This is a genomic window from Stenotrophomonas sp. C-A (assembly GCF_054030835.1).
Genome location: NZ_CM132916.1, coordinates 3,146,374 through 3,170,623, shown reverse-complemented (window position 1 = coordinate 3,170,623; position 24,250 = coordinate 3,146,374). Strand labels below are relative to the sequence as shown.

Here is a 24,250-nt window from a genome sequence, read left to right as displayed (position 1 = left end):
GTCAGTCTCCCCAGCGCAGTGCGGCTTCGAAGCCGAGATGACGCTCGCGGTGGCCGTCGTAGACTGGCCGCGACCAGCGCACGCCGTACTCGAACACGCGGCCCGGGCCCAGCTGCCATTCGTGCATGTACGACACCGACGGCACCAGCGCGCTGCCGAAGCCATCCTGCCAGTAGTCGCCGAGCGAGACCGTCAACCGGTGCCGGAAGTGGCGCTCGTAGTGCCGCCACAGCTGCTGGTCGATGCGCAGCCCGATCTCGACCATGCGGTCGCGTTTCGGGTTGAAGTACGGTGCGTCGTCGCGGCTGCCCCGGCTGGTGTAGGCACTGGCGAGGCCATCGACCAGCCAGCGCGGGCGGGTTAGCAGGCGCTGTTCGAGGCTGGTGCTGAACAGTTCGCGATGGTTGCCGTCGTCGTAGCGGAAGCGGCTGGCGCCGAACATCCAGTGGGTCAGCTCGCTGCGTCGATAGTCCACCTGCGCGCTCACGCTGTCGGCGGTGATGCCGGCCACGCGCGCCTGCATCGAGGCTTCCGGATCATTGCGTGCGGCCACCAGCCCGGCATGCCAGTAGTCGTTGAACTGCCAGCCCACGCCGACGCGCAGCCCGGTATCGCCAATGTGGTCGTTGGCGCGCAGTACCGCTGCTTCCGCATCCAGCCGGCTGAAGCGGTAGCGTACGCCCGCGCCCAGCCACAGCGGGTCGATGCGCTGGTCCTGGAAATCGACCGAGCGCCGGTCGGCGAAGGCGAACAGCCGCCAGCGATCGTCGAGTATGGGTGTCTGGACCTCGATGCCATAGCGGCGGTCGTCGTTGCCCAGCGGCGAGGTGCCACCACCGCCGGAACTGCGTCCGATGTCGGTCCATGCCTTCAGCTGCCAACCGCGATGCGCGCGCCAGGCCTGGTCCATGCGTTCGACGGCGGGCTGGGTGGGGTAGCGTGCAAGCAGATCGTCGTGCAGCGGTCGCGCCAGGTCATCGCGCTGCAGAGCGACGTAGGCTTCCTGCATGCCCAGCCGTGGCTCGATGTCGCGCGGGTCCAGCGCATGCGCCATCTGTTGCCGCTGCAGCGCCCTGCGTGGCCAGCCGCGCATCATGTAGACGCTGCCCAGCGCACTCTGCAGGCCGCCGTTGCCCGGTGCGATGTCGACCATCGATTCCAGATCGCGCTGCGCGGTGGGCAGGTCACCGCTGTAAGCGCGCACCATCGCCAGGTTGAGGTCGGCCTCGTAGCGCGACCAGTTTGGATACGGCGACTTTCCGTTGCTCCAGCGCCAGGCAGGTTCCTTGTCGCGCCATGCCTGCAGCAGGTCGACGGCCTTTTCCTGCTGCTCGCTTTCCAGGTAGGCGTAAGCCAGTTCCGAATGCGAGGCGTCGCGCGTTGGATCGCCGGCGACGGCCGCCTGCAGCACCGGAATGGCTTCCTCAGGATGCAGGGTGCCCATCAACGAATCGCCCACTGCGGGCAGCACATAGTCGGGCAGGGCATGGCCTTCGGCCTGCAGTGCGCGGGCTTCCTCGCGCACCTGCGCATGGCGGCCCAGCCGGTTGAGCAGGATCAGCCGGTCCAGGCGGATGCGCAGTGGCGCCTGCGCGGGTGGGGTGCCCTCTGCGCCGACGTAGCGCTGCATGCGCGCCAGGGTTGATTCGGCCTCTTCCAGCCGGCTGTCTTCGCTGCTGCTGTAGGCCAGGCTCCAGACCACCAGCTTGGCCAGGTAGTCGCCTTCGATGCGTTGCTTCTGTGCAGCGTCGAACAGCTGCGGGCGCTGCTGGAGCAGCTCCCAGGCGCGCCAGGCATTGCCGATGTCACCCAGGGTCAGGACGCGCAGCTTGAACAGCAGATCGTCGTTGGGCTGCTGCTGGCTGGCGCGCTCGATCGTACCGAGGGCATCGAGCCAGCGGGCCTGGTCGCGGTAGCGGCCGATCTCGGCCAGGGCCGCCTCGCGGCCGGTCGGGGCAGCACTGCTGGCCCAGGCCAGGGCGGTACAGGCAAGGCCGACGCAGAGCGCCAGCCGGCGGTGGACAACCATTGGGGACCCCCTTGGCTTCCGAACCAGACAACCTGAAAAATGTGACGCACATCACATGCCAGATTTTGGGATGGCCGTGGCCTGCGTCACTCCCCTCGCGAACTCCCATCCAGCAGGGATGGGCGGAACCAGGACAGCGACCTGCAATGTCTTGTCTGAAACGAGAGTCCCCCGCACACCGAGTGGTGGCCTGGGCGGCGCTGCCGCCCCCATGCCCGATGCCGGCACACGGCAAGGATGGGCATTCGTGGGCACTATCCGCCCGGAATTGTCAGCCCGGCGTCAAAATGCGCAAACGGGCTGACGAGCGGTAGGTGGGGCCGGTTGCGGGCCCCACGCGGCTTACCAGAGGTCTTCCAGCTTGCGCGGCTTGCAGGCCACCCAGGAGGCGCACAGCATCAGGGTGGCGCAGCCGAACAGGAAGCTGAACGGGATCGTCCAGCCGTCGCTGACGGTGTGCAGCCAGCCGACCAGGAACGGCCCCAGGCAGCTGAAGCTGTAGCCCACACCCTGCATGAACCCGGACAGCGCCGCCGAGCCGGTGGGGGTGCGGGTGCGCAGGTTGATCAGGGTCAGCGCCAGCGGGAAGGTGGACGGACCGACGCCGAGCAGGCAGGCCCACAGCAGCGGCGCCTTCATGGGGGCCAGCAGCAGGCCGGTGAAGGCGATCACGAACGAGAAGAAACCGATCAGCACCAGCGGGAACGGGTTCTGCATGCGAACCGCCATCGACGGAATGACCAGCGACGGCAGCAGGCCCAGCGCCGAGAACACGGCCACCATCACGCCGCCGAACGCGGGCGTGCCACCGGCCTCGACCACGATGCGCGGCAGCCAGGTGAACATCGAGTAGGTCATCAGCGAGGTCATGCCGAACATCAGCGTCATGCTCCAGCCCAGCGACGTGCGCCAGACCTTGCCATGCGGCTGCGCGGTGGGGTCGGTGGCGTCGGCCTGCGGCTTCGGCGCGCGCCTGGCCAGCACCAGCCAGGGCAGTGCGGCGGCCAGTGCCAGAAGCGCCCACATACCCAGCGACACGCGCCAGCCGGCAGCGTTGGCCATCGGCACCGCGAGCAGCGCCGGCAGCATCGTGCCCAGCTGCAGCACGCTGATGTAGAGCGTACTCATGGTGCCGACCTTGTTGGCGAAGTAACGCTTCACCAGCGGCGGCACCACCACGTTGCCGATGCCCATGCCGGCCAGCGCCAGCACCGAACCCAGCAACAGCGTACCGACGTTGCCGGCGCTGGAACGCAGCAGCAGGCCGGCCATTGCCATCACCATTGCCAGCAGGGTGGTGCGTTCCAGGCCCAGGCGCCGCGCCAGTGCCGGCGTGGCCACGCCGAACAGCGCGAACGAGGCGGTCGGCAGCATGCCCAGCACGCCGGTCATGGTGGTGCCGAAGCCGAACTGCTGGCCGAGCACGTCCAGCAGCGGGGTGATCGAGGTGACCGCAGTGCGCAGGTTGACTGCTGCCAGCAGGATCGCGGCAAACGCGAGGACGCGACCGTGCAGCAGCGACGGCGAATCGGAAGTGGAGGAACTCATCGGTGGTCCTTGCAGGTGTCGCATGCCGCAGCAACGGCATGCAGCGCCGGCATCGGTCTACGCCGAAGCGGCAGGTGGGGGAGTGGCTGCGGGCAGGCCGGCAGCGCGGCCATTGTACGTGTGCGGTCCGGCAAGGTCCCGTCATGCGGGCGCGCCGGGCGCTGGATACAAAAAAACCCGGAGGACAGTGATGTCTTCCAGGCTTCTTGGTGACCACCGAAGTGGTCGGGGAGACAGGATTCGAACCTGCGACCTCTACGTCCCGAACGTAGCGCTCTACCAGACTGAGCTACACCCCGAAGGGAGCCGCCTATTCTAGCGATTCACCCCGATGGCGGCAAGGGGTGAATGCTGTTTTCTTCACACTGCCGAAGCAGTGCCACTTCAGGGAACAAAAAAGCCTGGACGACTTCACCAGGCTTCAATGCGACCACTTGAGTGGTCGGGGAGACAGGATTCGAACCTGCGACCTCTACGTCCCGAACGTAGCGCTCTACCAGACTGAGCTACACCCCGAAGGAGCCGCCTAAGATACCGTGTGAAGGCCAAGGCGGCAAGGTTTTTTTTACAGCTCAGCGACGATTTTCTTTCTCGATACGGTTCTGCTCGCGGGCTTCGAACCACATGCCGTTGAGGATGGCCACCGTCGAGGCGAGGCCGGCGCCGAGAATCCAGGCGAAATACCACATGGTCGATCTCCTTTGTTCAAGGGTGTGCCGGCCGTGGGCCGGCACACCGTCAATCAGTAAGCGTTCGGGTTGTTGCCCATCTCTTCGGTGGTGGTCTTGCCCTTCAGCACGCGGTACACCCAGGTGGTGTAACCGATGATGATCGGCAGGAACACCGCCGTGGCCAGCAGCATGATCCACAGGGTCAGGTGGCTGGACGAGGCATCCCACACGGTCAGGCTGGAGGTGGGCTGGCTGGAGGACGGCAGCAGGAACGGGAAGATGGCGAAGCCGACGGTCAGGATGATGCCGGCGATGGCCGCACCGGAGGCGATGAAGGCCAGGCCGCCGCGACGGGCACGCAGCAGTACCGCACTGGCCAGCAGGCCGGCCAGGCCCAGCAGCGGCGCCAAGATCGTGGCCGGCATCGCGCTGTAGTTGCGCATCCAGCCACCGGCAGCGCCGAGTTCGGCAGTCTTCAGCAGCGGATTGGTGGCGCCATCGGTAACCACCTGCGAGGTGATCTGGTAACCCGGCAGGCCGAAGGCCACCCAGGCACCGCCCACCGCGAACAGCACGAAGGCGATGATCGCTGCGATGCTGCCGAAACGTGCCGCACGTTCGGCCACCGGGCCGTCGGTCTTCAGCACCAGCATGGCCGCACCGTGGGCGACCAGCATCGATACGCTGAGCAGGCCGGCCAGCAGCGCGAAGGGCATCAGCAGGCCGAAGAACGAGCCGGTGTAGAAGATGCGCATGCTGTCATCGAAGTGGAACGGCACGCCCAGCACCACGTTGCCCACCGCCACGCCCATGATCAGCGCCGGGATGAAGCCGCCGATGAACAGCGCCCAGTCCCAGGTGTTGCGCCAGCGTTCGCTGGGCATCTTGCTGCGGAACTTGAAGCCGACCGGACGCAGGATCAGGGCGAACAGGATCACGAACATCGCCAGGTAGAACCCGGAGAAGCTGACCGCATACAGCGGCGGCCAGGCGGCGAAGATCGCACCGCCACCGAGCACCAGCCACACCTGGTTGCCTTCCCAGACCGGGCCGATGGTGTTGATCACCAGCCGGCGCTCGGCATCGTTGCGGGCAACGAAGGGCAGCAGGGTGCCGACGCCCAGGTCGAAACCATCCATCACGGCAAAACCGATCAGCAGGATGCCGAGCAGCAGCCACCAGATCACGCGCAGCGTGGTGTAGTCCAGAAGAATGAAATCCATCGTGGTTCTCCTGCCTCAGGCCTGGCCGGCGGCGGGCGCCGAGGCATTGTGGGAAGCGTGCGGCTGGGGCGACTGCAGCGACGGCAGTACCTCGTCCGGACCCTTGCGGATCGCCTTGAGCATCAGCTTGATCTCGACCACGATCAGCGCGGTGTAGATCGCGGTGAAGCCGGCCAGGGTCAGCACGATTTCATGCAGGGCCAGGCCCGATGCCGCATAGAAGGTCGGCAGCACGCCATCGACCGCCCACGGCTGGCGACCGTACTCGGCCACGAACCAGCCGCACTCGATCGCGATCCACGGTGCCGGCAGCGTCCACAGGGCCACCTTGAGGAACCAGCGCTTGTCCTGGAAGTTGTTGCGGCAGGAGTAGTAGAAGGCCAGGGCGAAGAAGGCGATCAGGTAGAAGCCCAGGCCGGCCATCACGCGGAAGGTCCAGAACAGCGGCATCACGCGCGGCACGGTATCCATCGCCGCCTGCGAGATCTCCTGCGGGGTGGCGTTGAGGATGTCATCGCGGTAGCGCTTGAGCAGCAGGCCGTGGCCCAGGTCCTGCCAGTGGCGATCGAACATCTCGCGCGCCTCGACGTCGTTCTTGTTGGCACGCAGGCGTTCCAGTGCACCGTAGGCCAGCTGGCCACCGCGCACGCGGTGTTCGGCGCGCTCGACCAGTTCCAGGATGCCCGGAATCGGCTGGTTCAACGAACGGGTGGCGATCAGGCCCATCAGGTAGGGGATCTTCACCGCGTAGTCGTTCTGGTGGGTTTCCTGGTTCGGGATGCCGAAGGCGGTGAAGTCGGCCGGCGCACGCTCGGTCTCCCACATCGCTTCGATCGCGGCCAGCTTCATCTTCTGGTGTTCGCTGGCGGCGTAGCCGCTCTCGTCACCCAGCACCACCACCGACAGCGATGACAGCAGGCCGAACGCCGCGGCCACCGCGAACGAACGACGGGCCAGGTCCTTGTGCTTGTTGCGCAGCAGGAACAGGGCACTGATCGCCATCACGAACACCGCACCGGTCACGTAGCCGGCGCTGACGGTGTGCACGAACTTGGCCTGCGCCACCGGGTTGAACACCACGGCCATGAAGTCGACGACTTCCATGCGCATGGTTTCCGGGTTGAACACCGCGCCGGTCGGGTTCTGCATCCAGCCGTTGGCGATCAGAATCCAGATCGCCGACAGGTTGGTGCCCAGTGCCATCAGCCAGGTCACCATCAGGTGCTTGACCTTGCTCAGGCGGTTCCAGCCGAAGAAGAACAGGCCGACGAAGGTGGCTTCCAGGAAAAATGCCATCAGGCCTTCGATGGCCAGCGGCGCACCGAAGATGTCACCCACGTAGTGGCTGTAGTAGGACCAGTTCATGCCGAACTGGAATTCCATGACGATGCCGGTGGCGACGCCCATGGCGAAGTTGATGCCGAACAGGACGCCCCAGAACAGGGTCATCCTGCGCCAGATCTCCTTGCCGGTCATCACGTACACGCTCTCCATGATGGCCACCATGAAGGACAGGCCGAGGGTGAGTGGTACGAATAGGAAGTGGTACATCGCGGTCAGCGCGAATTGCAGCCGCGACAGCTCTACGACTGTCTGATCAATCATGGCCTGGCTACCTCGTTGGATAGTGCCGTTGCAGGTGGCGGGAAGGGTGGTCTACGACGTGAATGATGTGACCGACTACTTCAAACAGCCTTGATCCAGATCAATGTATGAATGGGTATTCAGGAGGATCGTATGCCAACCCGATGAAGACTGCGACCGCCGGCCGCAGGGGGAGGTTGTTGCCTGCGCCTACAATGCCGTGTCTCCCCTGTTGCCCGTGAAGACCCCTTGAGCGCTGCCGAAACGACCCCTGACGGCCTTTCCCCGGAAGCCGAAACGACCCGCCAGCGGCGTGCCCGCAGCGCTTGGCTGGCCGATCTCGCCCGCTCCGCTCGAGGTCGCCAGAGGCTGGCGGCGCTGTGCATCAGCCTGTCCGGCGCGCTGCTGATCGGCCAGGCGGCTGCCATCGCCTGGCTGGTGCAGCAGGTGCTGGTGGAACGCGCACCGCTGGCGTCGGGCCTGCCGGTGCTCGCTGGGTTGGCCGTGATCCTGGTGCTGCGCACGCTGCTGGGCAGCGCCACCCAGTCGGCCGCAGGCGATGTGGCCGATGCCGCGCGGCTGGCCCTGCGCGAGCGTGTGTTCGCGCGCCTGCTTGGCCATGGGCCGCTGTGGCTGCGCCAGCGCCGCACCGGCGAGCTGGGCGAACTGATGCTGCATCACGGCGATGCGATCGAGAGCTATTACAGCGGTTTCCTGCCGGTGCGCACCGAAGTGGTGGTGGTGCCGCTGCTGATCCTGGCTGCAGTGGCCTGGGTGGACTGGGTGGTGGCACTGATCCTGCTGTTCACCGCGCCGCTGGTGCCGTTCTTCATGATGCTGGTGGGGTGGGGTGCCGAAGCCGCCGGTCGTGCGCAGCTGGGCGAACTGGCGCGGATGAGCGGCCACTTCGCCGACCGCATCAAGGGCCTGGGCCTGCTGCGCCTGTATGGCCGCGGCGAGGCCGAGCTGGAGGGTATCGAGGCGGCCGCCGAAGGTGTGCGCGTGCGTACGCTGAAAGTGCTGCGGATCGCCTTCCTGTCGTCCACGGTGCTGGAGTTCTTTGCCTCGGTCAGCGTGGCGATGGTCGCGCTGTACCTGGGCCTGAGCTATCTGGGCATGATGTCGCTGCATTCGGCGGTGCCGACGCTGGGCGCGGGCCTGTTCTGCCTGCTGCTGGCGCCGGAGTTCTACGCGCCGCTGCGGCGGTTGGCTGCGCACTACCACGACCGCGCCAATGCACTGGCAGCGGCGGCCGAGGTTGAGCGTCTGCTGCAGTCATTGCCGGACGAGCAGGGCCTGATCGAGAACGAGATCGCACCGCTGGCGGTGGAGCCGGCCGAAGCCGCATTGCCGCCGCTGCAGGGACAGGGCCTGGTTCTTCGCCCGTTGGGCGCGCCGCACGACGTGCTGCAGGATCTGGATGTGCTGCTGGAACCGGGCCAGCGGCTGGCTCTGGTCGGCCCCAGCGGCTCCGGCAAAAGCACCTTGCTGGAAGCGCTGGCCGGTTGGCTGCCGCCGCGTGCCGGCAAACTGCAGCTGCGGCCCGGCGTGCAGGTGGCCTATGCCAGCCAGCGCCCCTACCTGTTCCACGGCAGCATCGCCGACAACCTGCGCCTGGCAGATCCCGGCGCCAGCGACGCGCGCCTGCGTGCGGTGGCCGAGGCCGCGCAGGTGCTTCAGTTCGCACAGCGCCTGCCACAGGGACTGGATACGGTGATCGGCGAACGTGGCTTCGGCCTGTCCGGCGGCGAAGCCCGTCGTATCGGCCTGGCCCGGTTGTTGCTGCGCGACCCGCAGGTGCTGTTGCTGGACGAACCCACCGCGTTTCTCGACGCCGATACCGAGGCCGCACTGCTGCGCAGCCTGGCGGCCTATGCACGAGGCCGCAGTGTGGTGGTCGCCACCCACAGCCCAGCGGTGATCGCCTGGGCCGATCGCTGCCTGCTGCTGCCGGAAGGTCGCCTGGTGGAACCAGCACAGGCGGTGCGCGCATGAGCCGCTCGCCTGATTCGCTGCGCGCGGTGTTCCTGCGTCATCGGCCGCGCCTGCTGCTGACGATCCTGCTGTTGTGGACCACCATGCTGGCCGGCACTGCATTGCTGGGCCTGTCCGGTGGCTTCCTCACCGCCGCCGCATTGGCTGGTGCGGCCGGCCTCGGCCAGGGCTTCAACTTTTTCTCGCCGTCCGCGGGTATCCGCGGGCTGACGATGGCACGCATCGTGTCGCGCTACTTCGAGAAGCTGGTCGGCCACGATGCCACCCTGCGCATCGCCCGCGACCTGCGCGTGTGGTTCTTCCGCCGCGCGTTGCCGCTGGCACCCGCACGGTTGGGGGCTACGCGCACCGGCGAACTTCTGGCGCGCCTGCTCGGTGACATCGGTGAAGTGGATGGGCTGCTGGTGCGTGCGATCGGGCCACTGGTGGCGTTGGGCGCGCTGTCGGTGGTGGCGGTTGCATCGGCGGCGCTGATACTGCCGTCGGCAGCGGTACTGCTGGCGGTGCTGGCGCTGCTGATCGCCTTCGGCGTGCCGTGGCTGGGTGTGCGTGGCCGCGACGATGAAGAGGCCGACCGTGCCGCGCACCGTGCTGCACTGCGCACCGCCGCCTTTGAAGGGTTGGAGGGTGCGGGCGATCTGGCCGCGCTGCATGGCGATGCGGCGTGGCAGTTGAAGGTACGTGTGGCCGCCAAGCAGCTGGCTTCGCGGGATCGTCGGCGCCGCTGGCGCCTGATCGCGGCCTCGACCCTGCATGGCCTGGTGGCTGGGCTGGGCCTGGTGGCGATGCTGGCATTGGCCCTGCATGCGGCCGAACAGCAGCGCATCGCGCCGGAAATGGCGGCGGGCCTGGTGTTCCTCACCGTCGCACTGATCGAACTGTGGGCCGGGATGGGCTTGGCGTGGCAGTCACTGCAGTCCGGGCGAATCGCCGCCGATCGGTTGCAGGCCATCGTCGAGCAGCCGCCGACGGTGGAGGATCCCGCAGCGCCACAGCCGGTACCGCAGGCCGCGCGCGTACATTGGGATGACGTGCATTTCCAGTGGCCGGGTGCAGCGCGGCCGGTGTTGTCCGGCCTGCAGCTGACCCTGGCGCCGGGCGAGCGCATCGCGATTCGCGGTGACAGCGGCAGTGGCAAAACCACCCTGTCCAGCCTGCTGCTGCGGCTATGGGATCCGCAGCAGGGACGGCTGACCTACGGTGGCCGCGACCTGCGTGATTTCGCTCAGGCTGAGTGGCACCAGCAACTGGCGTGGCTGCCACAGAACGCGCCGGTGTTTGCTGGCAGCGTGGCGGAAAACCTGCGGTTGGGTGATCCCGATGCCAGCGATGCCGCGTTGTGGGCGGTGCTGCGCCGCGTGCGCCTGGGCGAATGGGCGGAGCGCAATGGTGGCCTGCAGGCCTGGGTGGGCGAGAACGGCGCGACGATGTCGGCTGGCCAGGCGCGGCGCCTGGCGCTGGCCCGTGCACTGCTGCGCAACGCGCCGATCCTGCTGCTGGATGAACCCACCGAAGGCCTCGACGTGGATACCGCACGCGCGCTGTTGCGGGACCTTTCCGGGTTGCTGGACGGGCGCAGCCTGCTGATGATCACCCACGACGACTTGCCTGAAGGCGTGGTCGATGCGCAGTACCGGTTGCGCGATGGGGCGCTGGTCCGCGAACGTTGACCGATGCACATCCGCGCGTGGCGTGGATCTACTGTAGAGCCGAGCCCATGCTCGGCTGCCTCTGTACGGAGCCGAGCATGGGCTCGGCTCTACAGGTTGCTATCGCGAGAACTCGCGCAGCATCACCGCGATCGAGGCCACGTTGGCCAGCACGCACAGCCAGAACACCCACTGGAACGAGGCTTTGCGGTGCTTGTGGCGGAACATCGCCTGGCCCAGCAGCGCGCCGGGCCAACCGCCGGCAAAGGCCAGCAGCTGCAATGTGCGCTCCGGAATACGCCACTGCTTTCTCTGCGCTGCGCGCTTGTCGTGCCCGTACAGTCCGAAGGACACCGCGCTGGCCAGCATGCACCACCCACCCAGCCACAGCGGCAGCACGCCGCTGACCGTCAGCGCGATCAACGCGCCGAACGCGGCCAGCGCGAGATGACGCCGCCATGCCACCTACAGCGCGTCGAGAAAGCCGCGCACGGCCGGGCCGAAACGCTCGAAATCGACGAGGAAGGCGTCGTGGCCCTGTGGCGATTCCAGGCCGATGAAGCGCGCATCGGCGCCGCCGGCGCGCAGGCCGTCGGCGACCTGTTGCTGCTGCTGTACCGGGAACAGGATGTCGGTGTTGGCGCCGATCGCCAGCGCCTTCTCCACCCGGATCTTCGCCAGCCCGGCCAGCACGTCGCCGTCGGCATACTCAGCCAGGTCGAACCAGTCCATCGAGCGGCTCAGGTACAGGTAGCAGTTCGGATCGAAGAAACGCACGAAGCGCCGTGCGTGGCCTTCCAGATAGCTTTCCACCTGGAATTCCAGGCCGAACGGATCGTCGTCGGTCTGGTCCGAATCCAGCCGCACGCGGCCGAAGCGGCCATCCCATTCCAGTGCGGAGCGGTAGGTGATCACGCCCAGCTTGCGCGCCATGCGCATGCCGGACTCGGGGTATTCGGCATCGTCGTAGTGGCCACCATTCCAGCGCGGATCGAGGCGGATCGCCTCGCGCTGCAGCGAACGGATCGCGATCGAGAACGGCAGCGCCTGCGCACTGCCGGAAATGTTGACGTGGCTGCGCGCGATGCCCGGCTGCAGCATCAGCACGGCCAGTGCGGTCATACCGCCCATTGAATTGCCGACCACGCAGGCCAGCTGTTCGATGCCCAGGGCACGCACGACTTCGATCGCGGCGCGCGCGCCGTCTTCGATCGACAGCTCGGGGAAGTCGAGGCGATACGGTTCGCCCGTGGCCGGGTTGAGCGAGGCCGGACCGGTCGAACCCTTGCAGCTGCCCAGCGAGTTCACGCAGACCACGAACCAGCGGTTGGTATCGATCGGCTTGCCAGGGCCGACCATGCCTTCCCACCAGCCCGCAGCCGGGTTTGCGTCATTGGCCGCGGCATGCGCATCTGGTGAGAGGCCGGTGACGATCAGGATCGCATTGCTGGCGTCGGCCGCCAGTGTTCCCCAGGTTTCGTAGGCCACGCGCGCGCCGTGCAGGGCGCCGCCGCGCTTGAAAGGGAACGGAGAGGGAAGGGCGTGGAAGCGGGTGCCGGGCGGGATGAATTCGGTCATGCAGCCATTCTAGCGGGGCCGCATGTGGAGCTGGCGACACGCTGGTTTCCAGCAGCGGGTGGACGCGGACCGGACCGTCGTATCCATGCATGGCGTAGATCTACTGTAGAGCCGAGCCGATGCTCGGCTGGCGGGCGCCGGCAACCCAATCGCAGCCGAGTGTGGGCTCGGCTCTACAGGTCAGGGGAACCGCAGCTCCACCACGCCCTCATGCGGCAGGCTGACCTTCACTGGCGTGCTCTGCAGGTCGTCTTCACTGCGATTGGCACTGCCGCTGCGCGAGATGCGTGCCAGCACTTCCACGTCGCGATGTGCCGACAGCGGCGCGGTCGGCATCGGGCTGTCAGCGTCGCCCAGCCCGACCGTGGCCGGGAAACCGGCCAGCGGCAGCTTGCGTGCGGCCACCGGCATCGGCGGTCCACCCACGGCGCGGGCCAGCACGAATACCTGGGTGCTGGCCGGCCACTCGGTGTTCTTCAGCGCAGGCAGCTGCACGCGCACCTGCAGCAGCGCCTCTGGTGCCGCAGGAGCGGCATCGGGTGCCAGGCCGGCCGCTTCGCGGGCGATGGCGATCTGCGCCTGCAGCGCCTGCGCGGCGCCGGGCTCAAGCCGTGGCAGCAGGCCGCTCCACACATCCGCGGCCTCGGCATTCTTTCCGCGCTGGCGCAGGGCGATGCCCAGCAGCCAGCTGGCGCGCTCGGCATCGGGTGCCTGTGCACGCGCCTGCTGCAACCAGGCCATCGCGGTGTCATCGAACTGCTTGCCGGCATCGGCCTGCGCACGTGCCTGCGCCGCTTCCACCAGTACGCCGGGGTCTTCCGGAGCGAGAGCGGCGGCACGTGCGAAGGCGTCCGCCGAGGCTGCGGCGTTGCCCAGTTCGGCTTGCGACCGGCCCAGCAGCGCCCAGCCATCGGCCCGCTGTGGGTCACGCTTCAGTGCATCCTGCAGGGCCTGCACGCCATCGCGCAGGGTGGCTACCGACGGCGTCGGTTGTACCTGTGCTGCACGCGGATCACCGACCAGCAGATACAGGCAGGCACCGGCCACGCCCAGCGCGAGCACACCCACCACGAAACCGCGGCGACCGTGGTGGCGCAGCGGCCACAGCACCAGCGCCGCCATCAGTGCGGCCACCAGCCCGGCCAGCATCGGCAGCCAATGGCTCACCATCCGTCTCCTTCATCGGTCTTGCTGGCGGGGGCGGCAGCGACCGTGCGGCCACGGCGGCGGACGATGCCCAGTACCACCAGCGCGCCGGCGCCCAGCACCAGCAGCGGACCGCCCCACAGCAGCCAGGTGCCCGGCTGCAACGGTGGCTGGTAGAGCACGAACTCACCGTAGCGGGAGACCAGGAACTGCTTGATCTGTGCGTCGTCGTGGCCCTGCTGCATCAGCTGCAGCACCTCGCGGCGCAGATCCTGCGCGATCTGCGCGTTGGAATCGGCCAGCGACTGGTTCTGGCACTGCACGCAGCGCAGCTGCGCGGCCAGGTCATGGAAGCGGCGTTCTTCGGCGCCATCGCGGAACTGCAGCGGCTGCGGATCGTGCAGCGGCTGCTGTGCCACCGCAGCCAGCGGCAGCATCAGAAGCAGCAACGCCAGCAGCCAGCGCATGGGCTCAGGGCGCCGTGTGCAGCGTGCTGCCGGCATTGCCCTGGGCCTTCTCGACCTTTTCCAATGCCGGGATCAGCTTCTCGTCGACTACGCGCTGGGTCATCGCACCGCTGTACTTCCAGCGCACGATGCCGCTGCCGTCGACCAGGAAGGTCTCCGGTGCAGCGGTCACGCCCCAGTCGATCGCGGTGCGGCCTTCAACATCACTGAGCACGACCATGAACGGGTTGCCCAGCTGCTCCAGCCAGTGCAGGGCATCGGTCGGCTCGTCCTTCCAGTTGTAGCCGATCACGCGCACGCGCTTGCTCTCGGCGAAACGGGTCAGCACCGGGTGTTCCTCGCGGCAGGCCGCGCACCAGCTGCCCCACACGTTCAACAGGTAAGGCGCGCCGCGCAGTTCGTCGCTGTGCACGATCATTTCCGGGTCGTGCAGCACCGGCAGCGCGAACGCTGGCGCCGGCTTGTCGATCAGCGCCGAGGGCAGCACGTCGCGCTGCGGATCACCCGATTTCATCACCCCGTAGATCATCAGCCCGAGCAGGCCGAAGAAGAACAGCACGCCGATCACGATGGCTACCGGCGGCAGCGGGCGGGAGGGGCGCGGGGCGGGGGACTCGGACATGGAAACTCCTACGGACGACGGAAACGGCGGTCGGCGGCGGTGATGAATCCGCCCAGGGCCATCAACAGCGCGCCCAGCCAGATCCAGCGCACGAACGGCTTGATGTGCACCCGGACCGCCCATGCATTGTTGCCCAGCGGCTCGCCCAATGCCACGTAGACATCGCCGTCGAAGCGTGCATCGATGCCGGCCTCGGTCATCACCTGGCCGCCACTGGCGTACTGGCGCTTCTCCGGATGCAGCAGGGCCTGTTCGCGGCCGTTGCGGAACACCCGCAGATGGCCACGGTCGGCGATGAAGTTGGGGCCTTCGCGGTGGTCCACGCCCTCGAAGCGCACTTCGTAGCGGCCGACCACCAGTTGCTGGCCAGGTGCCAGCGCCACTTCACGCTGCACGTTCAGGGCTTCCACCAGCAGCGCACCGGCCAGGAACACGGCGATGCCGGCGTGGGCGACGATCATGCCGAGCATTTCGGCGGTGAAGCGGCCGTTGCCGCGCAGTCGCTGCCAGACGAAGCGTGCGGTACCGAAGCCGACCCAGGCCGCGGCGGCGACACCGAGACCGGCCTTCCAGCCGTTCTGCGGCGCCTTCCACCAGGCCAGCGCGCCCAGCAGCACGGCCAGACCCAGCCAGGGTGCCAGCAGCGCGAACGAGCGCGAGGGCTGGTCGCGCTGCCACTTCACCAGCGGGCCGAACGGCAGCAGCAGGATCATCGGCGCCATCAGCAGCAGGAACAGGCTGCCGAAGTAGGGCGGGCCGACCGAGATCTTGCCCAGCGACAGCGCATCGGCCAGCAACGGATACAGCGTGCCGAGCAGCACCATCGCGCAGGCGGTGGCCAGCAGCAGGTTGTTGGCCAGCAGCAGGGTCTCGCGCGAGGTGGCGGTGAAGCCACGGCGCGGATCGTCGGCGTCCACGCTCAGCTGGCTGGCGCGCAGCGCGTACAGCAGCAGGCTGCCGCCGACCAGCACCGACAGGAACACCAGGATGAACAGGCCGCGCGACGGATCTGCAGCGAACGAATGCACGCTGGTCAGCACACCAGAGCGCACCAGGAAGGTCCCGAGCAGCGACAGCGCGAAGGCGGCAATCGCCAGCAGCAGTGTCCAGCTGCCGAACGTGCCGCGCTTTTCGGTGACGGCCTGCGAATGGATCAATGCCGCACCGACCAGCCACGGCATGAAGCTGGCATTTTCCACCGGGTCCCAGAACCACCAGCCGCCCCAGCCCAGCTCGTAATAGGCCCACCAGCTGCCCAGTGCGATGCCCAGGGTCAGGAAGCCCCAGGCGACGTTGGTCCACGGCCGCGTCCAGCGCAGCCAGCGCGCATCGATGCGCCCCTCCAGCAGGGCCGCCACCGCGAATGCGAACGGAACGGCAAAGCCCACGTATCCGATGTACAGCATCGGCGGATGGATGATCAGCCCCGGGTCCTGCAGCAGCGGGTTGAGGTCGCGGCCTTCCAGCGGCGCCGGGTTCAGGCGCAGGAACGGATTGGAGGTGAAGATCAGGAAGGCGAGGAAGCCGACGCTGACCACGCCCATCACCGCCAGCACGCGCGCCTGTACCGGTGCAGGCAGGTGCCGCGAGAACAGCGCCACCGCGCCGGTCCACAGTGCCAGCACCAGCGCCCACATCAGCAGCGAGCCCTCGTGCGCACCCCAGACCGCGGAGTAGCGGTAGATCATCGGCAGCAACGAATTGGAGTTCTCGGCCACGTAGCGCACCGAGAAGTCCTGCTGCACGAACGCGGCGGTGAGCACCGCGAAGGCGCCGGCGAGCAGCAGCAGCTGTGCGAAGGCGGCCGGCCGTGCCACCGCCATCCATGCCGTGTTGCTGCGATGCGCGCCGACCAGCGGCAGGCCGGCCTGCAGCAGCGAGGCCAGCAACGCGCACAACAACAGGATCTGACCCAGTTCGGGCAGCACTCAGCGCACCTCGGGTGCCGTCACCGGCACGTCGTGCTTGCGATGGGCGTCGCCCATCTTGTCGGCCACTTCCTTCGGCACGTACTTCTCATCGTGCTTGGCCAGCACTTCGTCGGCGACGAAGACACCCTCCTGCAGGCGGCCACTGGCGACCACTGCGGTGCCTTCGGCGAACATGTCCGGGAGGATCCGCGACGTGGTCACCGCCAGCTGGGCATCGCCGTCGGTCACTTCGAAACGCGCTTCCAGCGAACCGACCGGGCGGTTGAAGGAGCCCTTCACCACCATGCCGCCCAGGCGGAACCGCGACTGTGCGTCGACATCCCCGCGCAGCACTTCCGAGGGCGTGTAGAGGTAGGCGATGTTGCGTTCCAGCGCCATCGCCACCAGTGCGGTGGCCAGCCCGGAGGCGAGCAGGGCCAGCAGTACCCAGGCCAGGCGGCGGCGTTGTACTGGCGTCATCGTTCCAGCTCCGTCGACAGCGGCGCCGCAGCATCCTGTTTGACGGCACGGGTCTGCTGCCGCTGCTGGCGTGCCAGCGCCAACCGGCGTGCCATGCGCAGGCGCAGCCACGAACCGATGGCATCGGCGCCGAGCACCAGCACGAACACGGCGTAGGCGCCGATCACATAGGGCAGGTGGGTCATGGCTGGGCCTCCCCGGCCGCGCGTGCGGCATCGACCCGGCCACCGACCCAGGCCTTGCCGGCCTCGCGGTCGAGGTTGTCGGCGCGGGCCTTGGCCAGCACCGAACCGGCGAACCAGAACTTGGTGCCGATGACCATCCACCACAGTGGCGCGATCATCGCGCTGCTGATCGCCGATTCACCGAACACGTTGATCGACTGGCGCTGATGCAGGCCGCCCCACCAGTCCACCGAATAGCGGATCACCGGCAGCAGGCTGACACCGACGATGGCCAGCAGGCCGGCCGCGCGCGCGGCGCTGCGGCGGTCCTCGATGGCGTGGTACAGGCCGATCACGCCCAGGTACAGGAACAGCAGCACCAGTTCGCTGGTCATGCGCGGGTCCCAGTCCCACCAGGTACCCCAGGTACCCTTGCCCCAGATGCTGCCGGTCAGCAGGGTGATCAGGGTGAAGCCGGCGCCCATCGGCGCACAGGCCATGGCCAGGATCTCGCAGACCTTGATCCGCCAGATCAGGGCGATGGCGGCATACAGCGCCATCAGCGCGAACACGAACAGGCTCATCCAGGCACTGGGCACGTGGATGTAGAGGATGCGGAAGCTGTCCAGCTGCTTGGCTTCCGGCGGCACCACCAGCAGCGCCTGCCACATGCCGACCAGCAGCACCGGCACCGCCGCGAGGTAGAACACCCGCGACCAGCGGGCAGCGAATCGGTCGAACGTGGGGGGCGAACCGAGTTGGTGGAACCAGCGGACAATCGGATTCATGCGTGGCGGCTATCCAGCAGGGGTGGATTGGCTCTCAGCTCGGTCAACTCAGAGAAATACGTATTGCAGCGGCGGTGGCCAACGGCGCCAGCACCAGCGCGACCAGCAGGCCGGCGCCCAGCATCAGCAGCGCACCGACCGGATCCTGTCCGCGTCCGGCTGCCGCCAGACTGCCGGCGCCGAACACCAGCACCGGCACGTACAGCGGCAGCGACAGCAACGCCACGAGAATACCAGAGCGTCGGATGCCTACGGTCAGCGCGGCGACCACGCCACCGATCAGGCTCAGCAACGGCGTTCCCAGCAGCAACGATGCCAGCAACATCGGCAGCTGGTCATGCGGCAGATGCAGCATTTCGGCCAGCAGCGGGCTGACCACGATCAGCGGCAGCGCGGTGGTCGCCCAGTGCAGCAGCACGCGCACCAGCACCAGCCAGGCCAGCGGCACCGGCGCCAGCAGCCATTGTTCCAGCGAGCCGTCTTCGGCATCGGAGCGGAACAGTGAATCCAGCGACAGCTGCCCGGCCAGCAGCACCGCAAGCCACAGCACTGCGCCTGCGGTGGCGGCCAGCAGTTGTGGCTCACGACCCTGCGCCAGCGCGAACAGCACCACCACCAGCACCGCGAACAGCAGCGGCTGCAGCGCATCGCCGCGACGGCGCCAGAGCAGGCGCAGGTCACGCTTGAGCAGGGCGCCTGCGGTCTGCCACAGGCCCGGTTCGGTGCCTGGCGCGATCATGCGGCACCGCCGAGGTCGAGTTGGCGGGTGCGCACTGGCGGCGCGGCATAGGCGCCATGGGTGGTGACCAACGCCGCGCCGCCGGCGCGCAGGTGCGCGGAAATCATCCGGTTGACCAGGGTGATGCCCTCCAGGTCGAGGTTGGCATAGGGTTCGTCGAGCAGCCACAGCGGCGCCGGCGACAGCCAGATGCGTGCCAGTGCCAGCCGCCGCTTCTGCCCGGCGGACAGATGCCTAACAAGGGTGTCCTCATAACCGGCCAGGCCGACGATGGCCAGCGCGTTGCCCGGCATCTGGCGCGCGCGGCGCCCGTGCAGGCCGCACAGGAAGTGCAGGTTCTCCAGCGTGTCCAGATCGGGCTTCAATGCGGGCAGGTGGCTGAGGTAGGCGACGTAGCGCGCGCGCTCGGCATTGCCGGCCGGCCGGCCATCGATCTGCACCTGCCCGGCACCGGGCAGGGCCAGGCCCGCCAACACGCGCAGCAGGGTGGTCTTGCCGGCGCCGTTGCCGCCCTGCACCAGCAGGGCTTCGCCGGCGTCCACATGGAAGTCCAGCGGGCCGAACACCGGCTCGTCATTGCGGGAGAAGCTCAGGCCGCTGGCGGCCAGCAATGCAGGGGTGTTCAAGGGGCAGGGGTCTTCATGCCGGAGTGCGGCGGCAATTGTAGCGGTGAATGCCGTCCCGGTAGCGCCGGGCCATGCCCGGCGGCCGCAGGGCATATGCAAAGAGCCGCCGGGCATGACCCGGTGCTACCGGCTGAACCCACAGTCGCAGCGTGGATTTCGTACACTTCTGGGCCTCGTTCCCCCAGACTCCAGGCCGATGCAACCCAACACCAAGCTGCCCAAGGTCGGTACCACGATCTTCACCGTGATGTCCCAGCTCGCCGCCGAACACGGCGCAGTCAACCTGGGCCAGGGTTTCCCGGACTTTTCCGCGCCGCAGCGCCTGATCGATGAGACGGCCAAGGCGATGGCCGCCGGGCTGAACCAGTACCCGCCGATGACCGGTGTGGCGCCGCTGCGCCAGGCCATCGCGCAGAAGGCGCTGGACTGCTACGGCGCGCAGGTCGATGCGGACAGCGAGATCACCGTCACCAGTGGCGGTACCGAGGCCATCTTCAACGCCATCCACGCCGTGGTGCGTGCCGGCGAGGAAGTGATCGTGCTCGACCCGGCGTATGACTGTTATGAGCCGGCGATCGACCTGGCCGGCGCCAAGGCCGTGCATGTGTCGCTGGATCCGCAGACCTTTGCCGTCGACTGGGACCGCGTGCGTGCGGCGATCACCCCGCGCACCCGCATGCTGATCGTCAACACCCCGCACAACCCGTCCGGCGCGATGCTGTCGGCGCAGGACATGCAGGCGCTGGCCGAGCTGCTGCGCGGCACGCAGATCTACCTGATCTCCGATGAGGTGTATGAGCACATCATCTATGACGGCCGTCGCCATGAATCGGCGCTGCGCTACCCGGAGCTGCGCGAGCGCGCGTTCGTCATCTCCAGCTTCGGCAAGACCTACCACTGCACCGGCTGGAAGATCGGATACGCAATCGCGCCGCCGGCGCTGACCGCCGAGTTCCGCAAGGTGCACCAGTACAACACTTTCACCAGCTTCGGCCCGGCACAGTACGGCTTCGCTGCGATGATCCGCGATGAGCCCGAACACCACCTCGAGCTGGGCGCGTTCTACCAGGCCAAGCGCGACCGTTTCCGCGAGCAGCTGGCCAGCACCCGCCTGAAGGCGCTGCCGGTCCCGGGTGGCTACTTCCAGCTGGTCGATTACTCGGCCATCAGCGACCTGCCGGACCACGAGTTCGTGAAGTGGCTGACCATCGAGAAGGGCGTCACTGCCATCCCGCTGTCGCCGTTCTACGAGAACCCGCCGGCTGGCCAGCGCCTGGTGCGCCTGTGCTTCGCCAAGAATGAAGCGACCATGGACGCGGCGATCGAACGCCTGCGCCTGCTCTGAGCGGAGGCGTGGACATGCAGGACCTGCGTATTTCCCTCATCCAGGGCGACACCCGCTGGCATGACCCGGCGGGCAACCGTGAATACTACGGCGGGCTGCTGGCACCGCTGGCCGGCACCACCGATCTGGTGATCCTGCCGGAGACCTTCACCAGTGGCTTCTCCAACGAAGCCATTGCCCAGGCCGAAGGCATGGACGGGCCGACCGTGGCCTGGGTGCGCGAACAGGCCAGGGCCTTGAACGCGGCGGTGATCGGCAGCGTGCAGTTGCGTGATGGCGAAGGCGTCTACAACCGCCTGCTGTTCGCCACGCCCGATGGCAACCTGGAGTACTACGACAAGCGGCACCTGTTCCGCTACGGCGGCGAGCACGAGCGCTATGCCGCCGGTCGCGAGCGCCTGAGCGTGGAATGGAAGGGCTGGCGGATCAATCCGCAGGTCTGCTACGACCTGCGTTTCCCGGTGTTCTGCCGCAACCGCTACAACGTGGAGCGTCCGCAGCAGCTGGATTTCGACCTGCAGATCTTCGTCGCCAACTGGCCGTCGGCACGCGCCTATGCGTGGAAGACACTGCTGCGTGCACGTGCGATCGAGAACCTGTGCTTCGTGGCTGCAGTGAATCGTGTCGGCGTCGATGGCAACCAGCTGCACTACGCCGGCGACAGCGCGGTGCTGGATTTCCTCGGCCAGCCGCAGGTGGAAATCCGTGAGCGCGAACAGGTGGTCACCACCACTATTTCGGCCGAGGCGCTGGCCGCGCATCGCGCGCGCTTCCCGGCCATGCTTGATGCCGATGCCTTCCACCTGGACGAGCAGGCCTGAGCGACGGCCTGAACACTGCCGCACCAGCGCGCGCGCCTGCATTCAACGTGCACGCGCGCGCTGTTAGATTCGCCGCCAGTCCGACCGAACTGGAAGTCCCGCCATGAACACGTCCTTCGCCCTGCTACTGGCGCTGTCCGCCGCATCGTTGGCCCCGGCCGCGCACGCCGCTGGCAACCTCGATTGCGAGCTGCGCTACAACCTCTCCGGCTGGTCGCTGATCTACAAGACCGCATCCGGCAATGGCACGGTCACCTGCAGCAACGGCGCCAGCATGCCGGTGCGCATCCAGATGAAGGGTGGCGGCCTGACCGTCGGCAAGTCGAAAATCACCAACGGGCGTGGCAGTTTCACCGGCGCTGTCAGCGTCAATGAACTGCTGGGTACGTACGCCTCGGTCGGCGCGCATGCCGGTGCGGTGAAGTCCAGCAACGCGCAGGTGATGACCAAGGGCGACATCTCGCTGGCCCTGTCCGGTACCGGCAAGGGCTGGGATCTGGGCGTGGACGGCACCGCGTTCACCCTCAGCCGGCGCTGAGGCGCGACGGCGCGGCAGTTCCCCAGCTGATGCGGATGTAGTGCTGTTCGGAATCGCTCAACAACCGTTCGACACCGAAACCATTCTTCAGCAGCTGTGCGACCACGTCTTCGACGAGCTGCTCGCTGGCCATCACCTGGCTGAAGCCGAACACGATGTAGCGGCGGCCATTTTCCGAGCCGATCTGGATGGCATTGTCGAGGTCGCGGTAGAACAGTTCGATCGGGCGCTTGGCGGCATCGGCGTTGGCGCGGGCCTGTTCGGCGGTGATGGTGATCATGGGCATCATCTGCCTTGTGTGGGAGAGCGCGCACGATAGCCAGCGCCCTGATGTGAATTCCGGGCGTGGCGCACAATGCTCCGTGTTTGCAGCAATTCCTAACATGAGCTGTGAACGTCGAGACGCAACGGAAAAGTGCCGCGCGCCGGTGAGCATCCTGCATCGACATGAAGTCATCGGGAAGGGATGGGAGCCAACCGCACTGGAGGCGTGCAACGCACCGCCCAGAGCGGGTCCTGCAGCTATCCGATGCTGTGGGCGCGCAGTGCATTTACGTTTCCTTGACCCTGCAGTAACCCCGCAATGCCTAACAGGGACGTCCCAGCGATTCTGCTGGGATCATTGGAGACGCTGGAATGGAGTTCAGAACGTCCGTGCTGCTCGTGGCCCTCATCGCCACGCCCGCCATCGCCCACGCCGAGGTCTGCCTGTCTGACAGTGGACTCGTTGTGCCGTGTCCTAGCCTGTTGCCGCATCCGGTAACAGCCAGATTCGAGATCGGCACCCTGCCACGTGTGGCTGGCTCGCCGTCGGAAATCTACATCACAGGCGGCGGCCAGGTGGATGGAACGAGTAATTTCTCGGTCTATGCCAATGGTCAGTTCCTGTGCCGTACCAATGACAATTACGACGGTGGCAACACCACGCCCATCCGCCATTGCACCGCGACCATCGCAACACCCGGGACCTATGTGATCTCGGCGTCGCGTAACAGTCCTGGCAACTTCCTCGCGCCGATGGACGAAGTGATCAACGTCCAGTAACCGGCTGTTCGCTGATCCAGGCCCCGGGGCAGGGACCCCGGGGCCCCGCTGACCACATGGCAGCAGGAAGGGGGCCTTCTTCGCCGTGATCCATGACCCGGTCTTCCCTCTTCAGCTGACCGGGTCCCGCTGCCGCTGCAGCCACAAGGCCAGCAGGCCACACGCGATGAGGGTCGGTGCCAGCAGCTGCACTGCACCGACCAGCGCCATTGCCGCACCGATCAACAGGTAGTAGAGCAGGCCGAACAGCGCGCCTGCGCTGCCGAGGCAGTGTGGGTAGCCGCGCAGGGCCTGGCCGAGCACATTGGGGATGGCAAGACCGAAGCCCATCACCACCGGTACCATCGCCGCGACCAGGGCAGGGTGATCATGCAGCAGCGCGGCCAGCAGGCCTCCCGTCAGAACCAGTCCTGCGGCGATGCGGATGCGCGTGGTTGAGGCAACGCCTGCACGCAGCAGGCGGCCATTGCCCCACGCGCCCAGTGCCGAGCCCAGTGCCAGCACCGCGCCGCTGGCGCCGAACCAGGTGGCTGGCCAGTGCAGGCGCGCAAACACGAAGGGGCCGAGCACATACCAGCTGTACATCGCCACGTTGAAGGCCATCACCAGCAACGCGTGTGACCAGATCCAGCGATCGCGCAGCAGTTCCCGCAGCAGCGGCAGCATGGGCGTGTGCGGGATCTGTGCAGGACGGCTTTCGCGCAGGCCAGCCAGGCATGCGACCGCCAGCAGGGCAGTTATCAGCAGCAGGCCGGACTGTACGCCGGCATAGCCATTGGCGGCGACCAGCAGCGTGCCCAGTGCAAGACCGATGGCCGGGCTCAGGGCCAGGGCCATGCCGATCCAGGAGAATGCCTGCGCCAACGCTGGCCCCTGCAGATGGTCGCGCAGCACGGTCTGGGTCACCACCGAAGCGGCGGCGGCGCCGACTGCGGCCAACGCCTGGGCCAGCAGCACCTGGCCGAAGCTGCCAGCCATCAGCCCGCCCAGTGCAGCCACTGCGAAGACGGCGAGGCCACAGAGAAGGGCGGGGCGACGACCGATACGATCGGCCAGGTGCCCCCACAGCAGCACGCCTGCAGCGAAGCCGAACAGGTACAGGCTCATGGCCTGGCTGGCGGCACTCGGCGGCAGGGCGAAGCGTTCGGCCAGATCGGCCAGGGCCGGGCTGTACAGGGTCTGTGCCAGCTGCGGAAACATCAGCAGTGCAATGGCGAGCAACAACAGGCGGCGCGACATGCGGGCGCTCCAGGAACAGGGCCGCGCATTGTGGTCGCGCCCGC

At 67.4% G+C, this 24,250-nt stretch carries 24 protein-coding genes and 2 tRNA genes; 6 read left to right on the top strand and 20 right to left on the bottom strand.

All coding sequences use genetic code 11. The features are described 5' to 3' along the window. Position 1: 1 nt before the first annotated feature. The 7 genes from pgaA to ACW5IY_RS14895 form a co-directional block, all read right to left on the bottom strand. Positions 2-2,029, bottom strand: coding sequence for a poly-beta-1,6 N-acetyl-D-glucosamine export porin PgaA (gene pgaA, locus ACW5IY_RS14925; protein WP_049435078.1), 2,028 nt, complete (start codon positions 2,027-2,029; stop codon positions 2-4). Between the two features lie 342 nt (positions 2,030-2,371). Then, positions 2,372-3,577, bottom strand: a complete 1,206-nt coding sequence (locus tag ACW5IY_RS14920) for a CynX/NimT family MFS transporter (RefSeq protein WP_049435077.1) — start codon at positions 3,575-3,577, stop codon at positions 2,372-2,374. A gap of 222 nt (positions 3,578-3,799) precedes the next feature. Continuing rightward, positions 3,800-3,876: transfer RNA gene (locus ACW5IY_RS14915), tRNA-Pro, on the bottom strand. A gap of 140 nt (positions 3,877-4,016) precedes the next feature. Further along, positions 4,017-4,093, bottom strand: a tRNA-Pro gene (locus tag ACW5IY_RS14910). Positions 4,094-4,149: 56 nt separating this feature from the next. Next, positions 4,150-4,266, bottom strand: a complete 117-nt coding sequence (cydX, locus tag ACW5IY_RS14905; RefSeq protein ID WP_005410354.1) for a cytochrome bd-I oxidase subunit CydX — start codon at positions 4,264-4,266, stop codon at positions 4,150-4,152. Between the two features lie 53 nt (positions 4,267-4,319). Then, positions 4,320-5,471, bottom strand: coding sequence for a cytochrome d ubiquinol oxidase subunit II (gene cydB / locus ACW5IY_RS14900; protein ID WP_049435076.1), 1,152 nt, complete (start codon positions 5,469-5,471; stop codon positions 4,320-4,322). 15 nt (positions 5,472-5,486) lie between these two features. Then, positions 5,487-7,076, bottom strand: a complete 1,590-nt coding sequence (locus ACW5IY_RS14895) for a cytochrome ubiquinol oxidase subunit I (protein WP_197578438.1) — start codon at positions 7,074-7,076, stop codon at positions 5,487-5,489. Positions 7,077-7,304: 228 nt separating this feature from the next. Between ACW5IY_RS14895 and cydD the strand changes: the two genes are divergently transcribed. Together cydD and cydC are read left to right on the top strand one after the other, a co-directional pair. Beyond that, positions 7,305-9,050, top strand: a complete 1,746-nt coding sequence (gene cydD / locus ACW5IY_RS14890; protein WP_049435074.1) for a thiol reductant ABC exporter subunit CydD — start codon at positions 7,305-7,307, stop codon at positions 9,048-9,050. After that, a complete protein-coding gene (gene cydC / locus ACW5IY_RS14885) occupies positions 9,047-10,720 on the top strand; it encodes a thiol reductant ABC exporter subunit CydC (protein WP_049435073.1) in 1,674 nt (557 codons plus the stop codon). Before cydD ends, cydC begins: the two co-directional genes overlap by 4 nt. A 99-nt stretch (positions 10,721-10,819) precedes the next feature. Here cydC and ACW5IY_RS14880 read toward each other — a convergent pair whose 3' ends face one another. From ACW5IY_RS14880 to ccmA, 11 genes are all read right to left on the bottom strand, one after another. Next, entirely contained in the window at positions 10,820-11,164 is a 345-nt protein-coding gene (locus ACW5IY_RS14880; protein WP_049435072.1) for a DUF1294 domain-containing protein, read from the bottom strand. After that, positions 11,165-12,277: a homoserine O-acetyltransferase MetX gene (gene metX, locus ACW5IY_RS14875; protein WP_043401487.1), complete on the bottom strand. Its 1,113-nt coding sequence runs from the start codon at positions 12,275-12,277 to the stop codon at positions 11,165-11,167. A 180-nt stretch (positions 12,278-12,457) separates the two neighbouring features. Beyond that, the gene (locus tag ACW5IY_RS14870; RefSeq protein WP_049435071.1) at positions 12,458-13,447 is read right to left on the bottom strand and encodes a tetratricopeptide repeat protein; all 990 of its coding nucleotides are present in this window, start codon (positions 13,445-13,447) and stop codon (positions 12,458-12,460) included. Further along, positions 13,441-13,890 (bottom strand): cytochrome c-type biogenesis protein, encoded by a 450-nt coding sequence (locus tag ACW5IY_RS14865; protein WP_049435070.1) that lies wholly within the window; start codon positions 13,888-13,890, stop codon positions 13,441-13,443. Before ACW5IY_RS14865 ends, ACW5IY_RS14870 begins: the two co-directional genes overlap by 7 nt. Before the next feature lie 4 nt (positions 13,891-13,894). After that, positions 13,895-14,512, bottom strand: coding sequence for a DsbE family thiol:disulfide interchange protein (locus tag ACW5IY_RS14860; RefSeq protein ID WP_049435069.1), 618 nt, complete (start codon positions 14,510-14,512; stop codon positions 13,895-13,897). An 8-nt stretch (positions 14,513-14,520) separates the two neighbouring features. Then, the gene (locus tag ACW5IY_RS14855; protein WP_049435068.1) at positions 14,521-16,440 is read right to left on the bottom strand and encodes a heme lyase CcmF/NrfE family subunit; all 1,920 of its coding nucleotides are present in this window, start codon (positions 16,438-16,440) and stop codon (positions 14,521-14,523) included. Continuing rightward, entirely contained in the window at positions 16,441-16,902 is a 462-nt protein-coding gene (ccmE, locus tag ACW5IY_RS14850) for a cytochrome c maturation protein CcmE (protein ID WP_019336396.1), read from the bottom strand. Then, positions 16,899-17,087, bottom strand: coding sequence for a heme exporter protein CcmD (locus ACW5IY_RS14845; RefSeq protein ID WP_019336397.1), 189 nt, complete (start codon positions 17,085-17,087; stop codon positions 16,899-16,901). Before ACW5IY_RS14845 ends, ccmE begins: the two co-directional genes overlap by 4 nt. Beyond that, positions 17,084-17,854: a heme ABC transporter permease CcmC gene (gene ccmC, locus ACW5IY_RS14840; protein ID WP_010486688.1), complete on the bottom strand. Its 771-nt coding sequence runs from the start codon at positions 17,852-17,854 to the stop codon at positions 17,084-17,086. Before ccmC ends, ACW5IY_RS14845 begins: the two co-directional genes overlap by 4 nt. A 43-nt stretch (positions 17,855-17,897) precedes the next feature. After that, positions 17,898-18,593, bottom strand: a complete 696-nt coding sequence (gene ccmB, locus ACW5IY_RS14835; protein WP_006456616.1) for a heme exporter protein CcmB — start codon at positions 18,591-18,593, stop codon at positions 17,898-17,900. After that, complete coding sequence (ccmA, locus tag ACW5IY_RS14830) at positions 18,590-19,219, bottom strand: heme ABC exporter ATP-binding protein CcmA (RefSeq protein ID WP_049435067.1); 630 nt, start codon at positions 19,217-19,219, stop codon at positions 18,590-18,592. Before ccmA ends, ccmB begins: the two co-directional genes overlap by 4 nt. Positions 19,220-19,415: 196 nt before the next feature. On the opposite strand from ccmA, the gene ACW5IY_RS14825 reads away from it, so the two are divergent. From ACW5IY_RS14825 to ACW5IY_RS14815, 3 genes are all read left to right on the top strand, one after another. Then, positions 19,416-20,564, top strand: coding sequence for a pyridoxal phosphate-dependent aminotransferase (locus ACW5IY_RS14825; RefSeq protein ID WP_043401496.1), 1,149 nt, complete (start codon positions 19,416-19,418; stop codon positions 20,562-20,564). 14 nt (positions 20,565-20,578) lie between these two features. Next, a complete protein-coding gene (locus ACW5IY_RS14820) occupies positions 20,579-21,385 on the top strand; it encodes an amidohydrolase (RefSeq protein WP_049433682.1) in 807 nt (268 codons plus the stop codon). A 103-nt stretch (positions 21,386-21,488) separates the two neighbouring features. Further along, positions 21,489-21,923 carry a hypothetical protein gene (locus ACW5IY_RS14815; RefSeq protein ID WP_032129781.1) on the top strand — a complete coding sequence of 145 codons (435 nt, stop codon included), beginning with the start codon at positions 21,489-21,491 and terminating at the stop codon, positions 21,921-21,923. Here the strand turns inward: ACW5IY_RS14815 and ACW5IY_RS14810 are convergent. Beyond that, positions 21,910-22,203, bottom strand: coding sequence for a hypothetical protein (locus ACW5IY_RS14810; protein WP_049433683.1), 294 nt, complete (start codon positions 22,201-22,203; stop codon positions 21,910-21,912). The two genes, ACW5IY_RS14815 and ACW5IY_RS14810, sit on opposite strands and share 14 nt — an antisense overlap. Before the next feature lie 356 nt (positions 22,204-22,559). Here ACW5IY_RS14810 and ACW5IY_RS14805 point away from each other — a divergent pair, with 356 nt between their 5' ends. Further along, positions 22,560-22,967: a hypothetical protein gene (locus ACW5IY_RS14805; RefSeq protein ID WP_010486702.1), complete on the top strand. Its 408-nt coding sequence runs from the start codon at positions 22,560-22,562 to the stop codon at positions 22,965-22,967. Between the two features lie 111 nt (positions 22,968-23,078). Here the strand turns inward: ACW5IY_RS14805 and ACW5IY_RS14800 are convergent, their stop codons facing one another. Then, positions 23,079-24,206, bottom strand: a complete 1,128-nt coding sequence (locus ACW5IY_RS14800; protein ID WP_049433684.1) for an MFS transporter — start codon at positions 24,204-24,206, stop codon at positions 23,079-23,081. Positions 24,207-24,250: the final 44 nt, after the last annotated feature.